Origin of the sequence: Microbulbifer sp. Q7, from assembly GCF_001639145.1 — a bacterium.
Classification (GTDB): Bacteria; Pseudomonadota; Gammaproteobacteria; order Pseudomonadales; family Cellvibrionaceae; genus Microbulbifer.
In genome coordinates this window covers 760422-779080 of record NZ_LROY01000002.1, presented here as the reverse complement: position 1 = coordinate 779080, position 18659 = coordinate 760422, and the positions used below count along the sequence as shown (strand labels likewise).

17 protein-coding genes are annotated in these 18659 nt (G+C 58.7%); 11 read left to right on the top strand and 6 right to left on the bottom strand.

Features of this window, described 5'->3' with window-relative positions; genetic code table 11:
- Positions 1-53: 53 nt before the first annotated feature.
- From ahpC to AU182_RS08865, 6 genes are all read left to right on the top strand, one after another.
- Positions 54-620 (top strand): alkyl hydroperoxide reductase subunit C, encoded by a 567-nt coding sequence (gene ahpC, locus AU182_RS08890; protein ID WP_066963860.1) that lies wholly within the window; start codon positions 54-56, stop codon positions 618-620.
- 205 nt (positions 621-825) lie between these two features.
- Positions 826-2433, top strand: coding sequence for an alkyl hydroperoxide reductase subunit F (gene ahpF / locus AU182_RS08885; protein ID WP_066963856.1), 1608 nt, complete (start codon positions 826-828; stop codon positions 2431-2433).
- A 247-nt stretch (positions 2434-2680) separates the two neighbouring features.
- Positions 2681-4228 carry a DUF1214 domain-containing protein gene (locus tag AU182_RS08880; RefSeq protein WP_066963853.1) on the top strand — a complete coding sequence of 516 codons (1548 nt, stop codon included), beginning with the start codon at positions 2681-2683 and terminating at the stop codon, positions 4226-4228.
- Positions 4229-4465: 237 nt separating this feature from the next.
- On the top strand, positions 4466-5557 hold the full coding sequence (locus tag AU182_RS08875) for an alkane 1-monooxygenase (protein WP_066963850.1): 1092 nt from the start codon (positions 4466-4468) through the stop codon (positions 5555-5557).
- A gap of 112 nt (positions 5558-5669) precedes the next feature.
- Entirely contained in the window at positions 5670-6215 is a 546-nt protein-coding gene (locus AU182_RS08870; RefSeq protein WP_066963848.1) for a DUF2058 domain-containing protein, read from the top strand.
- Positions 6216-6232: 17 nt separating this feature from the next.
- Complete coding sequence (locus AU182_RS08865; protein ID WP_066963845.1) at positions 6233-6787, top strand: DUF1415 domain-containing protein; 555 nt, start codon at positions 6233-6235, stop codon at positions 6785-6787.
- 27 nt (positions 6788-6814) lie between these two features.
- On the opposite strand, the gene AU182_RS08860 is transcribed toward AU182_RS08865, so the two are convergent.
- From AU182_RS08860 to AU182_RS08850, 3 genes are read right to left on the bottom strand one after another with little or no spacing between them, the layout of a single operon-like run.
- Positions 6815-8572: a SulP family inorganic anion transporter gene (locus tag AU182_RS08860; RefSeq protein ID WP_227718198.1), complete on the bottom strand. Its 1758-nt coding sequence runs from the start codon at positions 8570-8572 to the stop codon at positions 6815-6817.
- Positions 8573-8612: 40 nt separating this feature from the next.
- Positions 8613-9020, bottom strand: a complete 408-nt coding sequence (locus AU182_RS08855) for a TIGR01244 family sulfur transferase (protein WP_066963843.1) — start codon at positions 9018-9020, stop codon at positions 8613-8615.
- Positions 9021-9039: 19 nt separating this feature from the next.
- The gene (locus tag AU182_RS08850; protein WP_066963840.1) at positions 9040-9918 is read right to left on the bottom strand and encodes an MBL fold metallo-hydrolase; all 879 of its coding nucleotides are present in this window, start codon (positions 9916-9918) and stop codon (positions 9040-9042) included.
- Positions 9919-10099: 181 nt separating this feature from the next.
- On the opposite strand from AU182_RS08850, the gene AU182_RS08845 reads away from it, so the two are divergent.
- The 5 genes from AU182_RS08845 to AU182_RS08825 all read left to right on the top strand — a co-directional run bounded on the left by AU182_RS08845 (position 10100) and on the right by AU182_RS08825 (position 15477).
- Positions 10100-10426: a helix-turn-helix transcriptional regulator gene (locus tag AU182_RS08845; protein WP_066963837.1), complete on the top strand. Its 327-nt coding sequence runs from the start codon at positions 10100-10102 to the stop codon at positions 10424-10426.
- Between the two features lie 9 nt (positions 10427-10435).
- Complete coding sequence (locus tag AU182_RS08840; protein WP_066963835.1) at positions 10436-10870, top strand: YeeE/YedE family protein; 435 nt, start codon at positions 10436-10438, stop codon at positions 10868-10870.
- Positions 10871-10874: 4 nt separating this feature from the next.
- The gene (locus AU182_RS08835) at positions 10875-11297 is read left to right on the top strand and encodes a DUF6691 family protein (RefSeq protein ID WP_066963832.1); all 423 of its coding nucleotides are present in this window, start codon (positions 10875-10877) and stop codon (positions 11295-11297) included.
- Between the two features lie 90 nt (positions 11298-11387).
- The gene (locus AU182_RS08830; protein ID WP_066963829.1) at positions 11388-13124 is read left to right on the top strand and encodes a SulP family inorganic anion transporter; all 1737 of its coding nucleotides are present in this window, start codon (positions 11388-11390) and stop codon (positions 13122-13124) included.
- A gap of 79 nt (positions 13125-13203) precedes the next feature.
- Positions 13204-15477: an ATP-dependent helicase gene (locus AU182_RS08825; protein WP_066963825.1), complete on the top strand. Its 2274-nt coding sequence runs from the start codon at positions 13204-13206 to the stop codon at positions 15475-15477.
- Positions 15478-15488: 11 nt separating this feature from the next.
- Here AU182_RS08825 and AU182_RS08820 read toward each other — a convergent pair whose 3' ends face one another.
- The 3 genes from AU182_RS08820 to AU182_RS08810 form a co-directional block, all read right to left on the bottom strand.
- Positions 15489-16187: a DUF4919 domain-containing protein gene (locus tag AU182_RS08820; protein ID WP_082859320.1), complete on the bottom strand. Its 699-nt coding sequence runs from the start codon at positions 16185-16187 to the stop codon at positions 15489-15491.
- Positions 16168-17430: a patatin-like phospholipase family protein gene (locus AU182_RS08815; RefSeq protein WP_227718197.1), complete on the bottom strand. Its 1263-nt coding sequence runs from the start codon at positions 17428-17430 to the stop codon at positions 16168-16170. The genes AU182_RS08820 and AU182_RS08815 overlap by 20 nt, the downstream gene beginning before the upstream one ends.
- Positions 17431-17636: 206 nt before the next feature.
- A complete protein-coding gene (locus tag AU182_RS08810; protein ID WP_066963819.1) occupies positions 17637-18641 on the bottom strand; it encodes a YhdH/YhfP family quinone oxidoreductase in 1005 nt (334 codons plus the stop codon).
- Positions 18642-18659 lie beyond the last annotated feature (18 nt).

The following is an 18659-nucleotide window of genomic DNA, read 5'->3' as shown; positions in this document are numbered from 1 at the left end:
ACCCACGCCCTGCAGCCCAGGGCGCACATTCTCCAAAGAGACAAGGAAATACCATGGCTAACTACATCAACAGTGAAATCAAACCCTTCAATGCCAAGGCCTACCAGTCTGGTGATTTTTTCGACGTATCTGAGGCAGACCTGAAGGGCAAGTGGTCCGTACTCTTCTTCTACCCGGCAGACTTCACCTTCGTGTGCCCTACCGAGCTGGGCGATCTGGCGGACAACTACGCCGAGTTCCAGAAGCTGGGAGTCGAGATCTACTCCGTGTCCACCGATACCCACTTCACCCACAAGGCGTGGCACGACACTTCCGACACCATCGGCAAGATCCAATTCCCGATGATCGGCGACCCCACCGGCACCATCACCCGCAACTTCGGTGTGATGATCGAGGAAGAAGGCATCGCCGACCGCGGCACCTTTGTGATCGACCCGGAAGGCCGTATCCAGATCGTTGAGATCAACGCCGGCGGCATCGGCCGCGACGCTCAGGACCTGCTGCGCAAGATCAAGGCCGCCCAATACGTTGCCGCCCACCCGGGTGAAGTCTGCCCGGCCAAGTGGAAAGAAGGCGAAGAAACTCTGGCGCCGTCTTTGGATCTCGTAGGAAAGATCTAAGTACTACTTTGGCTTTTACGAAGCAGTGAAGCCCCCGAGAAGGTGCTGATGACGGGGGCAACCTTGCGAAACCTTCCGCGAGAGGGACCTCGCGGAAGAGCCCCCATGGATGGGTTCACGGCGTGTTTCGCAAGGTTGCCCCCGTCAGCAGTACCGCCCCAGAACTTCGCCAAAACCACGAATTACCGAATACCAGGACACACCGATGTTGGACGCAAACGTAAAGAAACAACTGGACACCTATCTGCAGAATATCGTTACGCCGATCGAGATCAGTGTGTCCGCCGACAGCAGCCCCAAGGCTGTTGAACTGAACGACCTCGCCAGCGAAATCGCAAGCCTCTCCAGCAAGATCGAACTGAAACAGGAGAACCGCAAGCGCACCCCGAGCATGGCCATTGCACCGGCAGGGGAAACCCCGCGCGTCAGCTTCGCCGGCATCCCCATGGGACACGAGTTCACCTCGCTGGTACTCGCCCTGCTGCAAGCGGGCGGCCACCCGTCCAAAGTGGACCCGGAGCTGCAGGAGCAGATTCGCTCTATCCAGGGCGAGTTCCATTTTGAAACCTATATCTCGTTGTCGTGCCAGAACTGCCCGGACGTGGTCCAGGCCCTGAACCTGATGGCGAAACTGAACCCGAACATCACACACGAGATGATCGACGGCGCACTGTTCCAGGAAGAGGTCGACGAGCGCCAGATCATGGCGGTGCCAGCGGTGTACCTGAACGGTGAGCACTTCGGCCAGGGCCGCATGGATCTGGAAGAAATCGTGGCCAAAATCGACACCGGCGCCGAGGCGCGCAAGGCCGAAGAGCTGAACGAGCGCGAACCTTACGACGTGCTGGTGCTGGGCGGTGGCCCCGCCGGCGCCGCCGCAGCGATTTACGCCGCGCGCAAGGGCATCCGCACCGGTCTTGTGGCCGAACGCTTCGGTGGTCAGGTGATGGATACCGTGGGTATCGAAAACTTTATCTCGGTCCCCTACACCGAGGGCCCCAAATTGTCCGCCGGCCTGGAACAGCACGTAAAAGAATATGGTGTGGACATCATTACCGGGCAGCGCGCGGCCCAGCTGAAGCGTGACCAGCTGATTGGGCTGGAACTTGAAAACGGTGCCACCCTGGCGAGCAAATCCGTGATCCTCGCCACCGGCGCACGCTGGCGCGAGCTGGGTGTACCCGGCGAGGCCGAGTACCGCAACAAGGGCGTGGCCTACTGTCCGCACTGCGACGGCCCTTTCTTCAAGGGCAAGCACGTGGCCGTGATCGGCGGTGGTAACTCCGGTATCGAGGCTGCCATCGATCTGGCGGGAATCGTCAAGCACGTTACCGTGCTGGAGTTCGCCGACACCCTGCGCGCCGATGACGTACTGGTGCGCAAGGCGCGCTCCATGGCCAACATCGACATCATCACCAATGCACAGACCACCGAGGTGCTCGGCGATGGCAGCAAGGTCAATGGCCTGCAGTACACCGACCGTGTCAGCGGCGAAAGTAAACAAGTGGATCTGGCGGGTGTGTTTGTACAGATCGGACTGGTGCCGAACACCGAGTTCCTCAAGGACAGTGGCCTGGAAATGAACCGGATGGGTGAGATCGTGATCGACAGCCGCGGTGCTACCTCCATCCCCGGCGTATTTGCCGCCGGCGATGCCACCACCGTGCCTTACAAGCAGATCGTGATCTCCATGGGTGCCGGTGCCACCGCCGCACTCGGCGCCTTCGACCACCTGATTCGCACTTCCGTCAGTGATGAGCCGGCGGAATCCGTGACAGGTTCCGCGTCAGAGCCCCTGTCGATGGCCAGCTGACCGCTGCACCAAACCCCAAACCCCAAACCCGGATACCGGTTTCCCAGCGGTATCCGATCCTCCCCCTGCGGTTACCCCAACCGCGCACACTGGGAAACATCCTCAATGATTGCAGCCGGCGCCAGCCGGCTTTTTTTGGGGTAGACCATGCCTAACCGGACTGGCGCGTAATTTCGTCTACGCTTGCTACACAGACGTTCTCAAAAAGTAACGTCACACACTGTTTCTGGCTGGAAAGGGAAAGACAATGGGCAATCTCATGCAGATTCTGAGGCACCGTCCACCGCACTACTTCACCCTGATGCTCCTCGGTACCCTGATCTCCGGTATCGGTTTAACCGGTTGTGGCAGCGACCATGAGCGCAACGCGCCATCCGAGCAGAGCCAGCATACGACTGAGGTGTCACAGGAGGTGTCACAGGAGGCATCACAGCAGGCGAACGGTACCGCTAGCGGCGCGCAAACCAATACCGAAGGCCCGGATGTGGCCATGAGCGATACGTTTATCCAAGACCTGGTGACCCGCTCCTACCCGTATGTGGCGCTGTACAACGTCAATAACAAGTTCGCCGCCAAACAAGGTGGCTGGAATACCTGCTCAGCGGACACCCAGCTCAAGGATCACACGACGCGCGAAATTGCGCGGCCCAACAACGACACCCTGTACATCAGCTGCCTGCTGGATCTGCGCACCGAACCCGTGATTCTCAAAATCCCGGCATTTGACTCAGACTACGCCTCCCTGATGATCACGGCCTACGACCATTACGTGAATGTGCCGCTGTCTACCCGTGCTGGCGATTTCAAGAAACCACTGACTCTTCTCCTCTACAGCGCACGCACAAAAAACTACGACGGCGCACCGGTCGAAGGAGTCGATAAGGTCTTTGAAGCCAGCGGCGACTTTGTCTCTGCGGTATTCCGCGTGATGCCCCACAGCCAGGACAAAGACCGCTTTGGCAAAATCCTCGAGCAAATGAAAAGCGTCACCCCCGCGCCGCTGAATACATTTCTTGGCAAGCCGGCCATACCTGCTGAGCCGATGAACTTTCCGGCGGTGGGTGAAACCGATGTCGCGGTGTTTGGCGATAACCTGTTTGAGGTGATGCAGTTTGTGTTCAACCACACCACATTTGACCCGGACAACCCGGAAGATCAATCCGTACTGACTCTGTACAAGCACTTTGGCATTGCGCCGGGGAATACGTTCGACCCGGACAAGGTGGCCAACGTCGACAAAATTCGCATCCGGGACGTGGCCGAGCGCATCCAGAAAAAAGGGCTGGCTTCGAGCGCAGATGACGCACTCATGGCCAGAATACAGCCAAAAATGTTCCAGCCAAAGGGCCAGACCGATCTCGAAACCCTGCTGACCGTATCGATATTTGGCCCCATCGGCCTGCCCATGGAAGAAGCGGTTTACCCAAGCATCACCACCGCCGATGGCAAACCAATGAATGCCATGCACGATTACGTACTGCGTATGTCCGTCGATGAATTGCCCCCGGCAGGTGCCTTCTGGTCACTGACACTGTACGACCTGAAGGATGGTTTCTTCATCCCCAATGAACGCAAAAAATACAGTGTCGGCCAGAATGCGGGTATGAAGCTGGATGATGATGGGGGAATCACCATTTATATCGCCAAAGACAAGCCCGACGGTGTGCCGGAGGAAAACTGGTTGCCCATCGAACGGAAGGACCTGGATCTGAGCCTCACCATGCGCATCTATGTGCCGGATCTGAAGAAATACGCCAACTGGACTGCGCCGAAGGTCGAACGAATCGACCAGTAGACCTGCACACTTCCCCGCCAACCTTCCAGCGCCACGGCAACATGCCACTGAACATGCCACTGAACAGACCACTGGAAGGTAGCGGGAATCCGCGCAAACCGGGTAGTATCAAGCCTATCAGCGCGAGCACCGCGGTGACCGCACTGCTGTTACATGCCGGCCGACTTCCGGCCGGTCCAACGCTGACCTGTTACGGGAATTGCAGTAGAGACCCGCCCGTTTGTTGGAGCAACGCGTATGACACGCACCGAAACTCCCATAAGCCGAGGCAGAGCACTGCGCTACGCTTTCGCCTACTTGCTGCCAATTATTGTCTGTTTCAGCCTGCTAAAAGGCGGCTTCTGGCTCGCCGCGCCGCTACTCTACCTCTATGGCGTACTCCCACTGGCAGAGTGGCTGCTCCCCCAGTCCACCAGAAACCTGCCGGAGGACCAGGAGGCCCACGTCGCAAAAGATCCGCTGTACGATCTGCCTCTACTTATGGCCCTGCCGGTTCAGTGTGGGGTGCTGGTGCTGTTCTTTTCGCGCATTCCTGGCTATGCACCGCTGGAACTGCTGGGCGGTACCCTGAGCGTTGGCTTGATGTGCGGTGTTTTCGGCATCAATGTAGGCCACGAATTGGGGCACCGCGCCGACCGCTTGGCACAACGGGTCGCTCAGGCACTGCTGATGAGCTCTCTCTACACACATTTTTTTATTGAGCATAATCGCGGCCACCACCGCCATGTGGCGACCCCCGAGGATCCCGCCAGCGCCCGCTACAATGAACCCCTCTACCGTTTCTGGTGGCGTTCGATCACGTCCGGTTACATCTCTGCCTGGCAGCTGGAAGCAGAGCGCTTGCGGAAACTGGCACGCGCGCCCCTCGGTATCCACAACCAGATGCTGCAATTCCAGCTGGCCCAGCTGCTGCTATTGGCGGCCATCCTTGCGACATTCGGCCCTGTTGCCCTGGTCTGCTTTATCGGCGCCGCCACCATTGGCATATTGATGCTGGAAACGGTCAATTACATCGAGCACTACGGTCTCTGCAGGGCGACACTCGGGCAGGCCGCAATTGGTGCAGCGCGCTACGAACGAGTCCAACCCCGACACTCCTGGAATTCAGATCACTGGCTGGGGCGCCTCTCCCTGTTTGAGCTGACCCGCCACTCCGATCACCACTTCAGGGCCAGCCGCCGCTACCAGATACTCCGCCATCACGACGACAGTCCCCAGTTACCCGCCGGCTATCCGGCAATGATGCTGCTGGCCTGTGTGCCGCCGGCATGGTTCCGGGTAATGAATCCCCGGGTGGACGCCGTGCGACCTGTACCCGCCCCGCAATAGCCGCCCGACCGCTCGATCCTGGTGAGCATTTTTTAACTTGCCCGGTCGACTAGGCTACAATGGCGCCGGTGATACACCCGTTCCGCGCACAACCCAGTAGGTACCCAGTCCCATGGCATCTCTCCAGGATCAGCTCTTGAAGGCCGGCCTTGTCGATAACAAACAGGCCAAGAAGATCAGTAAAGAAAAACGCAAACAGAACAAGGTGGCCAAGAAGTCCGGCGAAGCACAGGTCGATGAGGCCAAGCAGGCCGCAGAGGCCGCCCGCGCGGCCAAGATTGCCCGGGACCGGGAACTCAACGCCCAGCGCGAGGCCGCCGCACAGCAGAAAGCCATCGCGGCCCAGATCAAGCAGATGATCCAGCACAACAAGCAGCCCAAGGGCGCCAACGGTCGCGACGATGTGGCCTACCACTTCACCTTCGAGAAGAAGGTAAAGAAAATCTATGTTTCCGCTGCGGTACAGGAGCACCTGACCGCGGGCCGCCTGCTGATTGTTGGGGAAGGCGAGGAATTCGAGCTGGTGCCGCGGGTCATTGCCGACAAGATCGCCGAACGCAACCCGGCCATGGTGGTACAGCCACCGCAACAGTCCACCCCACAGGACGAAGACGACCCCTACGCGGGCTACGAGATCCCCGACGACCTGATGTGGTAACCCTTGGGGGATATGTCATGACCGATAGTGACCCGATTATCGCCCAGGTCGAGCAGTGGCTAAAGGACGTAGTGGTCGGGCTCAATCTCTGCCCGTTTGCGCGCAAGCCATTGCGTGCCGGGCAGATTCGTTTTGTGGTGAGCGATGCCACCAGCGACGAGGTGTTACTGGAAGAGCTGCAGGACGAGTTTCAGGTACTCGACCGCACCCGGCCCGAGGAAGTGGAAACCACCCTGCTGATCCTGCCCACACACCTGCGGGATTTTCACGATTACAATTTTTTCCTGGGGGAGGCTGAGCGGCTGCTGCAGCGAGAGGGCTATGAAGGTACCTACCAGGTAGCCAGCTTTCACCCCCATTACCAGTTCGCCGGCACCCAGCCAGACGATGCGGAAAACCTCACCAATCGCGCCCCCTACCCCATTCTGCATCTACTGCGGGAAGAAGGCCTCGAACGGGGACTGCGCAATTACCCAGACCCAGAAAGCATCCCGCACAACAATATCCTGCGGGTAGAAGCGCTGACGGAGAAAGAGAAGCGCGCACTGTTCCCCTACCTCTTCTCTCCGTGATCACGGCATCGCACAAAATGCCAGTACTCAGGTCGAGCAGCCGGTACTGTTGTGCCGCAATTCACTGAATGCCTGATACTGCGTAAAGAAAATCTTCCCGGAAATTTCATTCAAAAAGCCCGAGCGCTGCAGGCTGTCCATTACCGGCCCCTTCACTTCAGACAGGTGCAGGCACACCCCGCCCTCTGCCAACTGCACGTTAATGGATTCCAGGGTTTCCAGCGCGCTCCAGTCAATTTCGTTGACCGCGCTACACATGAGAATCACATGGCGAATTTCCGGATTGGACGCAACATCGGCGTAGATACGCTCCTCCAGAAACGCGGCGTTGGAAAACATCAGGCTCTCATCCACGCGAATAGTGAGAATTTGCGGCACCGTGAGTACGGTATGCCGTTTGATATTGCGAAAATGCTCTGTACCCTCTACCAGCCCCACTTCGGCAATATGCGGCTTGGAGGTGCGATAAAGGAACAGCACAATCGATGCCACCACACCGCAGGACACACCGGCTTCCACCCCAAACAATAGCGTGACCACGATGGTGACGAGCACAGCAAAAAAATCACTGGGCGAGAAGCGCCAGGTTTTCTGCAATATGGAAAAATCCACCAGTGATAGCACGGCAACGATGATGGTGGCCGCCAGGGTGGCCTTGGGCAGGTAGTACAGAAACGGAGTTAGAAATATCGCCGCCAGCGCGATGCCAATAGCGGTAAATACACTGGCGAGCTGGGTCTCGGCGCCCGCGTCAAAATTCACCACCGAGCGGGAAAACCCACCGGTGACCGGGAAACCACCGGATACCCCGGCGGCCATGTTCGCTGCGCCCAGGCCGATCAATTCCTGATTCATATCCACTTTCTGGCGACGCTTGGCCCCCAGGGTCTTGCCCACCGAAATCGATTCCACATAGCCGATGATGGAAATCATCACCGCGGGCATCCACAACTGCTGGATCAATGCCAGTGAAAAACTCGGCCAGCCGAAGCTCGGCAAGCCACTGGGAATTTCCCCCACCAGCTTTACGCCCCTGGACTCCAGATCAAATCCGCTGGCGAGCAAAACGGTAACGATCACCCCCACCACCGGCGCCGCCTTGACCACCAGCGCAGCGGCATTGCGCGATAACGAACAACGCTGCAGCAGCGCCACCGCGCCGCGTCTTGACCAGAACAAAAACGCTACGACGCCAGCGCCCAGTAACAGGGTATAGAGATTGATGCTGCCAAGACCGGCGTACATGGAATGCAACAGTTCGGGCAGGTTATCCCCGTGCGCCGAAACTCCCATCAGGTGCTTGAGCTGACTGAAGGCGATCAGAATCCCGGATGCGGTGATAAATCCGGAGATCACCGGATGCGACAGGAAATTGGCAAGGAAACCAAGGCGTAGAATCCCCAACAACAAGAGAAACAGGCCGGACAGGAGGGCCAGCAACACCGCCGCCGACAGATAGTCGGCCGTACCCTGCGCGGCCACCTGCCCCAGTGCCGCCGCACTCATCAGGGACGCAACAGCCACCGGCCCCACCGACAGCGTGCGGCTACTGCCAAACAGGGCATAGGCCACCAGCGGCGCGATACTGGCATACAGCCCCACCTCCGCCGGCAGCCCCGCCAACAGCGCGTAGGCGAGGGATTGCGGAATCAACATGATGGTGACGATAACCGCGGCCAGCAAATCCTTGTGCAGGGCTGCCAACGAATAGCCACGCAACCAGGTCACGGCGGGAACCACACGGCCCAGCACCGGTGAAGTGTCGTTTTTGGAAGTCTCTCTCACCAACACAATTCCTCTGGCAGGCGTCCCACTGGTAGGCGTTTTAGTAGGTCACCAGCACCCCACTGATATCGAAGCCCGCCTGCTGTGCAGTCTGTTGCAGCTGTTTCTTGTCGGCGCCATTCAGGCAGCTGGCCGCCGCCCACAGGTTGGCAGAACGGTTGCCTGTACGGCAGAACGCATGAATCGTTTTGCCGCTGTTCAGCACCTTGGCAAATTCCTCGCTGTGCGCGGGCTGCATCTGGCCTCTGGAAAACGGGATGGCGATAAACTCCATACCCGCCTCGGTCACTGCCTGCTCCAGCTCCGCATAGGAAGGCTGCCCCTCTGCTTCGTGCTCCGGGCGATTACATACCACGACCGTCACCCCACCTTTCGCCAGCGCCGACATTTCGTTCAGTGCCGGCTCCGCGGATACAGACACCTGCTTATCGAGTTGCTTGATTTCCATCACGTAGTTACTCCAGCCGTTACAGTTTGTTAATCGGCACCTTGAGGTACACGGTGCCGTTGTCTTCCGCCGGCGGCATTTGCCCGGCGCGAATATTGACCTGAATCGAGGGCAGGATCAGCCGCGGCATGCCCAGGGTGGCATCCCGCTCGCTGCGCATTTTTACAAACTCGTCTTCGCTGATACCGTCGTGCAAATGGATGTTGCTGCGCTTTTGCGCACCCACGCTGGTTTCACACCGATGCTCGCGGGTGTCGTTGGGCGGGTAGTCGTGACACATAAACATCCGGGTATCTTCCGGCAGTGACAGCAGCTTTTGCACCGACTGGTACAGCGCCCGCCCATCACCACCGGGGAAATCGCAGCGCGCGCTGCCCACATCGGGCAAAAACAGGGTGTCACCCACAAATAGGGCATCCCCGATAAGCCACGCCATGTCCGCTGGCGTATGCCCGGGCACGTAGATCACTCGCCCTTGCAGCTCACCAATGGTGAAGGTGTCGCCATCGTGGAACAGGTGGTCGAACTGGGAGCCATCCACCAGAAACTCTTTTTCCAGATTGAACACGTCGCGGAAGATGCTCTGCACCTGGCGAATATGGTCGCCGATGGCGATCTTGCCGCCGAGCTGTTCGCGAATATACGGCGCGGCAGAAAGGTGGTCCGCATGAGCGTGGGTTTCCAGCACCCACTCCACGGTCAGTTCGTTGTCGCGCACGAACCTGACAATTTTTTCCGCACCATCCGTACCGGTACGCCCCGATGCCTGATCGAAATCCAGCACCGCATCAATCACAGCAGCACTGCCGCCAACCCGGTCGTAAATCACGTAGCTCCAGGTTTCGGTGTCCTGGTCGAGGAAGGCTTGCACAAGGGGGCGCGAGGCAATAGCGGTCATGGTCTTCTCCCATCTGGTGATCCCGCGAAGCATCATAGATGATTTAGGAATAACTTAATAACTTTGGGAAATATAACTTCCGTTACTATACATTTCAATATAATATTTTTTGTGAAAGTATTAGCGGGTCGCCACCAGGTGACACGACAACACCCAAAGAGACCGCCCAAGTAGCACCACCATGCCAGACAGCAGTGACAGCCAGCTCGATAACCAGCTCGACAAAATGCGCGCCGCCGCGGGGGAGGCCTCCTTGCTGTTGCGCTCACTCGGAAACCAGGATCGCCTGTTACTGCTGTGTCAGCTGAGCCAGGAAGAACTGTGCGTCAGCGAGATTGAAGAACGACTGGATATTCGCCAGCCAAGCCTTTCGCAACAACTGGGTGTCTTGCGCCGGGAAGGCCTGGTCACAACCCGCAAGGCGGGCAAGCGGGTCTACTACCAGGTAGCTGACCCGAAGGTCCTGTCCCTGCTACAAACTTTGTATCAACTGTATTGCGCGGAGTAGCTCACCACCATGAACATAGACTGGAACGCATTCACCCCCCTGACCGCCCTCGCCGGCGGCATATTGATCGGCTTGGCCAGTGCCTGGCTAATCCTGATGAATGGCCGTATTGCCGGTATTTCCGGCATTCTCGGCGGCCTGCTGAACAATGAACGCGGCAGCCGCGGCTGGCAGTTTGCCTTTGTGCTCGGGTTACTCGCGGGGCCAGCGGTCTGGGCCCTGTTCCACACCCTTCCCACCATCGAAATCAACGCCAGCTACCCGGTTCTCATCGCCGCCGGCCTGCTGGTGGGTATTGGCACCCGCTACGCGGCAGGCTGCACCAGCGGCCACGGCGTCTGCGGGCTGTCCCGCCTGTCGCCGCGGTCACTGGCCGCCACCATGACCTTCATGTTTGGCGGTTTCGCCACGGTCTACATTGTCCGTCATCTGCTGGGGGCCTGAAGCCATGAATAAACTCACCATCTCCGCTTTTGTCTCCGGGTTGATTTTCAGCGTTGGCCTACTGCTCTCCGGCATGGCCAATCCCGAGAAAGTCCTCGGGTTTCTCGACCTTTTTGGCGCCTGGGACCCGTCTCTGGCACTGGTAATGGGCGGCGCCATCGCCGTGGGCCTACCCGCCTTCCTGCTCGCCAAAAAACGCGAGCACGCCATTTTGGGCGAGCCAATTCACCTGCCCGGCAATCGCAAGCTCGACCGCCGGCTTGTGCTGGGCAGTCTGGCGTTTGGTATTGGCTGGGGACTGGCCGGTTTTTGCCCGGGCCCGGGGATTGTCGCCACCGGTGCGCTCCAGCTCGGCGCCCTGGTATTTGTATTGGCCATGGTGAGCGGAATGCTGGTGTTCCGCGCACTCCAGGCACGCTCCGGCTGAGCCCTGATTTGCAGGGCCAAACTGGCCCTGCCCCCGCAGCAGCAGCTATCCTGATGGAATCCATCAGGCCTCTGGACCACTACTGCACACGTGAAGCGGGCATACCGACTGATACCCAACTGGCTGAGAAACTACCGCCGCCGGTGGCTGGCTTCTGACCTCACGGCGGCGCTGGTTTCCGGCATGTTGCTGGTGCCCCAAGGGCTGGCCTACGCGCTGCTGGCCGGCCTCCCCCCTCATGTGGGCCTCTACGCCAGCCTGATCCCACTGATCGCTTACGCCGTCTTTGGCAGCAGCAGCGCCATGTCCGTCGGCCCCGCTGCTGTCCTCTCCCTGATGACGGTCTCCGCCCTGACTCCACTGGCCGCAATCGGCAGCCCCGAATACATCGGCGCCGCCCTCGTGCTGACACTTCTGAGCGGCCTGTTCCTGTTCGCCATGGGCCTGTTCAAGCTCGGCACCCTGGCGAACCTGCTCAGTCACCCGGTAATCAGTGGATTTGTCTCCGGTGCCGCCGCACTGATTATTGTTGGCCAACTCCCCGCGCTGCTGGGCATAAAAGCAGACGGTGAGACCGCGTCAATAAAACTGTTTCATATCGTGGAGCACCTACCCGACGCCCACCTGATCACCATGACGTTCGGTGTCGCCACGGCCGTAGTGTTGATTTTCAGCCGTCTGTGGTTGCCCATGATGTTGTTCCGCCTCGGCGCACCCAAACAATTCGCGCGCCTGGCGGCACGGTTGATGCCAATGCTGCTGGTGCTGTGTGCCATTGGGTTGGTGCACTGGCTGAAACTCGGGGACAAGCTGGATATCGTTGGTGATATTCCGGCCGGATTGCCGAAGGTGGCGCTGCCGGACCTAGACGGCAACCTGGTGTACCGGCTATTACTGCCTGCACTGATTATTTCCCTGCTGACCTTTGTGGAGAGTCTTTCCATCGCCCAGGCACTGGCGACACAGCGTGGGGAACGCCTGAACGCGGACGGGGAACTCCTCGGGCTTGGCGCCGCCAACATCACCAGTAGCCTCTCCGGCGGGCTGCCCGTGGCAGGGAGTTTTTCGCGCACCGCGGTCAACGCCGAAGCCGGTGCCGTCTCGCCATTGGCAGGCGTACTGGCGGCGCTGATGATGGTGCCCGTACTGCTGTACCTCACCGGCCTGTTCAGCGAGCTGCCACTCACCGTGCTTGCGGCCATCATTATTGTTGCCGCAGCAAGCCTGTTTGATTTTCGCGGTTTCATTCACAACTGGCGCTACGATCGCACCGATGGTACCGCCATGTTATGTACCTTTATGGGTGTGCTGCTTTTTGGTGTCGAAGTGGGCATTGCGCTGGGGATTGGTCTCTCCTTTGCCACCCTGATCTGGCGCAGCAGCCGGCCACACATCGCCGTCGTGGGGCGGATGCCAGGCACGGAGCAGTTCCGCAACGTCCTCCGGTACGATGTAGAAACCCACAAGGACATTCTATTCCTGCGTATCGACGAAAGTCTGTTCTTCAGTAATATCAGCGCCGTGGAAGACCGACTGCTCAGCGAGCTGAAACGCCACCCGGACACCCGCGACCTGGTATTGATCCTGTCCTCGGTGAGTCGTATTGACGGCACTGCACTGGAGCGGCTGCACCAGATCAACAAGGACCTGAGACGTCGCAGCATTCGGCTGCACCTTTCCGAAGTAAAGGGACCGGTACTGGACCGCCTGAGCCGCTCCAAACTACTGGAAAAGCTCACCGGTCGTATATTCCTGTCGTCCTACATTGCCGAGCTGGCACTGCGCCACGGTAACGAAGCGCCGCCCGCCGAAGAGGAGCCCGCATAAAGCCCTGTACCGTCACGACCAATACTGGCAATATATACAGTATTTTTCAGTGTTTGCAGCTACGCGGTACAGGAACTCCATGTCAGGTGACACCTCCCATCTCCCGGAAACGCTCACGGAAGAGCAGCTTGCCATCGCCAACCATTCCGGCGGGCACGCAAAAATCATTGCCGTTGCCGGTTCCGGAAAGACCACGGCCCTGCTCTACTACATCAAAAACCGACTGGCAGCCGGCGTGGCACCCGCACGCATACTGGTACTGATGTACAACCGCAACGCGCGAGAAGATTTTGCCCAACGCCTGGCAAACCTATGCGGCAACGCCATCCCCCCGGTCAATACCTTCCACAGCCTGGGATTCAAGATTTATCAGCGTCTGATCGCCCGCGGCCAGATTGAACACACCAATCTCAAACCCCTGCCGCAATCTGTAGTCCAGTTGCAGATCTGGAAAGCCATTGAGGCCTGTGCGCCACCGGCAGAAATTGAAGACATCCGCGCGCGCAAGCAGTCAGAAACCGAGGCTGCCGAGTTTTTCATCGATTACACAAAGACCGTACTCAGCGGTGACCTGAGCGCGTTTCAGCGTCTCAAGCTCGGCGATGAATACCTGTATTTCCTGAAGGTGTTTCGCCATTTTGAAAACTGGCGACGCGCACAGAACGCGGTAACCTATGCGGACCTGATTTATGACCCGGTCATGCTGTTTAGCCAGCAACCGGAGATCGCAGAGCAGTATGGAGGATTTTACGAAGATATCCTGGTAGACGAGTATCAGGACATCAACGAGATCCAACACTACCTGCTGCGTGTTTTACATGGCAAATCCGGCAACGTCATCGCCATCGGCGACCCGGATCAAACCATTTATGAGTGGCGCGGGTCGCGCCCCGAATTTCTATTGCGGTTGTTCGATGGGGATTTCCCGCCGTCGAATATTTATCAGCTGAGCCGCACCTTCCGCTACGGCCACAGCCTGTCGTTGGCGGCCAACCACTTCATTCACAATAACCGTGAGCGCGCAGATATTTTTTGCGTGTCCGGTAACCCCCACGCCGAAACCCAGTTACAGCAAGTGCATACGGAAAATGAAGGCAAGTGGCTGGTGGAACACATCCGCCGCTGCCAACAACAGGGCACCTCGCTTGCCACCATGGCGATACTGGTTCGGCTCTGGTCACTGGCCGCACCGCTGGAACTCGCCCTGCTGGCCAACAACATTCCCTATCGCTCTGGCAACCGCAATACGGTTCTGTCCCGGCGCGAGCTGCGCCCCCTGTTCTGGAGCCTGAATATCGCCGCCGGTCGATTTGCCGAGCAGAGCAGCAAACGCCGCGCCCAGGGTCTCTACGAATGGATGACCGCACCGCACATCCGGATTCCCCGTGCGATTCTCGAACCCATATGTGAACGCCTCGCCCGCCATGAAAAAGGCTGGGGCAAGCAGCTGCTCAAGCTGATTCCGGAGTCCCTCAGCCAGCACCAGTGCAAACGGCTCAGGCAACGCGCGGAACTGCTGCAGCAAATGGAAAAATGGCGTGGTCACGGCGGCGAGCTGGTGCGCCGACAACTGAGCGACCTGGATTATCTAAGCGGGATCGGCGAAGACGCGTTCAATCGCCAGCAAGCAGAGGAAAAGCAGCAAACCATTCTGACCTTCTGCCAGTACCTCGATCAGTTGCACATGCCTGCACGAGAAACGCTGGAACACCTTCAGCAGCTTCAGCGCCAACATCAACAGCAGCATGACGGAGAAGATAACCCCGCCGCTGAGGCACCCGCAGACGCCATTCAAATCACCACCATGCACCAGTCCAAGGGTCTGGAATGGGACCAGGTGATCATTCCTGCGATGAGCGTGCACAATATGCCTTACCAGCCCCAGCGGGACTTCTCTACCCCCGCATCCACGGAAAGTGAGCGCCGGTTGATGTATGTGGCCATGACCCGCGCAAGGAAGCAGCTCTACCTGCTGGCACCCCTACCGGAAACGGATACACGCAATCCCCGCCAATCCGATTCAGAGCAAAAGCCATCGGTGTTTCTTGATGAAATGCACCTGACGCTCAGCAACCTGCTCGGGGAAACCCTGCCCGTGCGCCCGCCAAATATTACGACCCCGGTTCCAGTAACCCGCCTCGCCCTCAGGTATCTGGCAGCCTGTGATTACAACCCCGAGATCAATGCACCGCGCGCCGCGCTGCGTAAACCCCAGCTCGGAGAAAGTATCAAGCACCAGAAGCTGGGCTACGGCAGGGTAACCAAGTGGGAAGATTCGAAAGTGGAAATATTGTTCAGCGATCGCAAGACACGCCGCTTTGAATGGGAAAAACTTTCACAATTTCTGATGTGAAGGGGGGGGAATCATTCCCCCCCGGAGCCCTGCGCGAACTGCTGGCTGACATTGAAAAACAGCGGATACTCTTCACCGGATTCCGGGTCCCGCACCTGCATTTTGTCGTAGATGCCCTGCTTGTCGTACACGATCGACTGATCCAGAACCTGCAGGCCTTTCAAACGCACAAAACCCCGCAGCTCCGACGTGCTGATGGTGAGAAACGCACTCTCCTGGGATTTGCCATCGCCACTATTTTCGATAGAGGTCATCAGTCCCTCCACCATGTAGCGGTGCTGATCTTCCCGTTCAAACTCACCCGCCTGCCCACTGCACACGACACCAATCATGTGTGCTTCCAGGCTCATGTAATTGTGCTTCAACACCTTGTCGACATTGCGCAGGCATTCCTGGAAGTCCGCGCGCTCCACCGACCCGTATGCCTCGGGAAGCCCATCCAGCTTCATGCCCCCGTAAGGGTTGTATTCCGGTGACTTCACATACGCCAGCCGCAGCCGGTCGAAGTCCAGGGTGAAACTCAGCTGATAGGCCTCTTGCAGCAACTGGCGGTATTCACTCTGATTTTGCTGACGCAGTGCCGGCGTGTCGGCAGACTCCTGTACGCCCGAGCTGCCACAGGCGGCGACAAGTCCCGCGAGGCCCAACACCAGGCCACGCAAGGCAACGCTGCGGAAGTTGAATGAATGATCACGAGGGTGTATTGCCATGACTTGCTTCCGTTGTGGGTTTTACCCGCTTTCCAAAAAGGCCCTTCGGCTGTGACTCAACCAGCTGCGTCCGCGGGCGAAGGAAATCACGCAGTTTTTCCTGCTCCCACATCGCGTCCTGGTATCCCAGCTCCATTAACTCGCCCAGATAGGGCTTTTCAAACAGGAGGTAGCTGGCGGCCGAGGCCCCACCTCCAGAAGTTGTTGCCCCGGTAGAACGGAACAACCAGCGCAGTGCCGGCGGTAAATAGCGCACTTTGCGCCCGGCGATACGGTCCAGGCTCTGACTGGGCTCAATCACCGCCGATTCCACCGCGCGCAGTGGCGCCAACCCGGACAATTCCTTTTCCTCCACCGAGTCGAGTAACAGGTTGACCCGATCCAGATGCTCCAGATCTCCCTCCAGGCTGTCAATAAATGCCGCATTGAACAATTGCCCGCCAATCTGCGCCAGAGAAGGCGAATGCCGGGCAACTTTCCGGCGCTTGCCCCAGTGCACCGGGGAACGGTTATCCGAAACCCCCACCACAAATACCCGCGAGGCGCCGAGATGCAAGGCGGGGCTGATGGGGGCCAATTGACGCACCGCGCCATCGCCGAAATAGTCATCGCCAATCTTTACCGCCGGAAACAGAGTGGGGATTGCTGCCGACGCCATCAAATGCTCCACGGTAAGCGCCGTGCGCTCACCACAGCGGCGGAAGCGCCGCCACTCGGTGACATCCTCACCGCCCTGGAAAAAGCTGACCGACTCGCCCTCACTGTACGACATGGCATTGACGCTGACCGCCCGCAGGCGCCCTGCATCGATATTCCGCTGGATATTGGCAAAGGGGATCACCTCCTCCACCAGCGCCCGCAGTGGGCTGTTATCCAGCAATGCCAGTGGCTTGCGCCGTGCCACACCATGATTGAACAGGGAGCGTGAAATGGTCAGGAAGTTGCCGAGCAGACTACCCCAGTTACTGCGGTAGATGTCATCGACGGTGAGCCCCATCCAGAGGTCGTACAAGCGGGCTACGGCTTCCTTGAAGCTTCCGGGGTATGTGGCCAAAACCAGCGCATTTACCGCCCCGGCAGAGGTGCCGCAAATGATCTTGAAGGGGTGCGGCTCAGACTCCGGGGTTAATTCCGCCAGAGCCTTGAGCACGCCTACCTGATAGGCAGCGCGCGCGCCACCACCAGAAAGCACCAGTGCACCGGCATCGAGAATTGGAGGAGGTGGCGGGATATTGACCGACAAAGTTTGCTACCAGATCAACAAAACCGGGACATAATTTCGGAAACGCCCATTTTTCGAGCGACCTGTCCCATCGAAAATTATTGTGGCTATTATGCCTATTCAACAGTCTAGGTCAGAATAGCAGGCAATATCAGCCGTCGATACTGCCTGTGAAGGATGTGGTCACAATCCTGTGCGTACAAGTGCACATTATGACCATAACAGCGTCACCGGGTCATATCGACCACATAGCGACCGATACCATGGCCGCGGTGCAAGCGGGCAAGAAACTCCGGGGCCTGGTCGAGGGCGATATCCTCGGCAATCTTTTCCAGCTGTTCACCGATGTACCAATCACCGGCAAGCTTGCCCCAAACTTCTGCTTTCTTCGGCAGCGGTAACTCCACGCTATCGACCCCGAGCAGACTGATCCCGCGCAGGATGAACGGAAACACATTGGCCTGAAACTGCGCTCCCGACGCCATGCCACAGGCAGCGACACCGCCGCCATACTTCAAGCATTTGATGACGTTGAACAGGGTCTCTCCACCCACCGTGTCCACCGCCCAGGCCCACAGCGGCTTGGCGATGGCCTTGTCGGCAAACGGCGCCAGGGTTTCCCTGTCAAGTACTTTCCAGGCGCCGAGACTGGTCAGAAATTCAGCGGACTCCAGTTTGCCGGTGACTGCGGCCACTTTGAACCCCAGCTTGCCCAGGAGCGCCACGGCAATCGAGCCCACGCCACCGGTGGCGCCAGTCACCAGTACCTCGCCATCGGCCGGACGCGCACCGGCTTCGAGCAGCTTTTCCACACACAGGGCCGCAGTGAGTCCGGCGGTGCCGAGTATCATGGCTTCCCGCGGACTGAGCCCCTCCGGCAGTGGCGCCACCCATCCCGCCGGAACCGCAATCCGCTCGGCAAGCCCACCGGCCGTGTTCATGCCGAGGTCGTAACCGGTGACGATCACCGGATCACCAATAGCAAAGGTATCACTCGCATCGGCGATTACCGTACCTGCCGCATCGATACCCGGGGTATGCGGATACTCCCGGGTAACCGCACGATTCCCAAAGGCCGACAGGGCATCCTTGTAATTCAGCGATGAATGGGAAACCGCGATGGTGACCGGATTCTCCGGCAGGCTGGAGGTGTCGAGGGTGACAATGGCCTGGTCGTATTTGCCCGCGGCAACTTCCTCAACGACCATGGCCCGGTAGGTGTTGTCAGACATAACTTTTCCGTAAGCGCA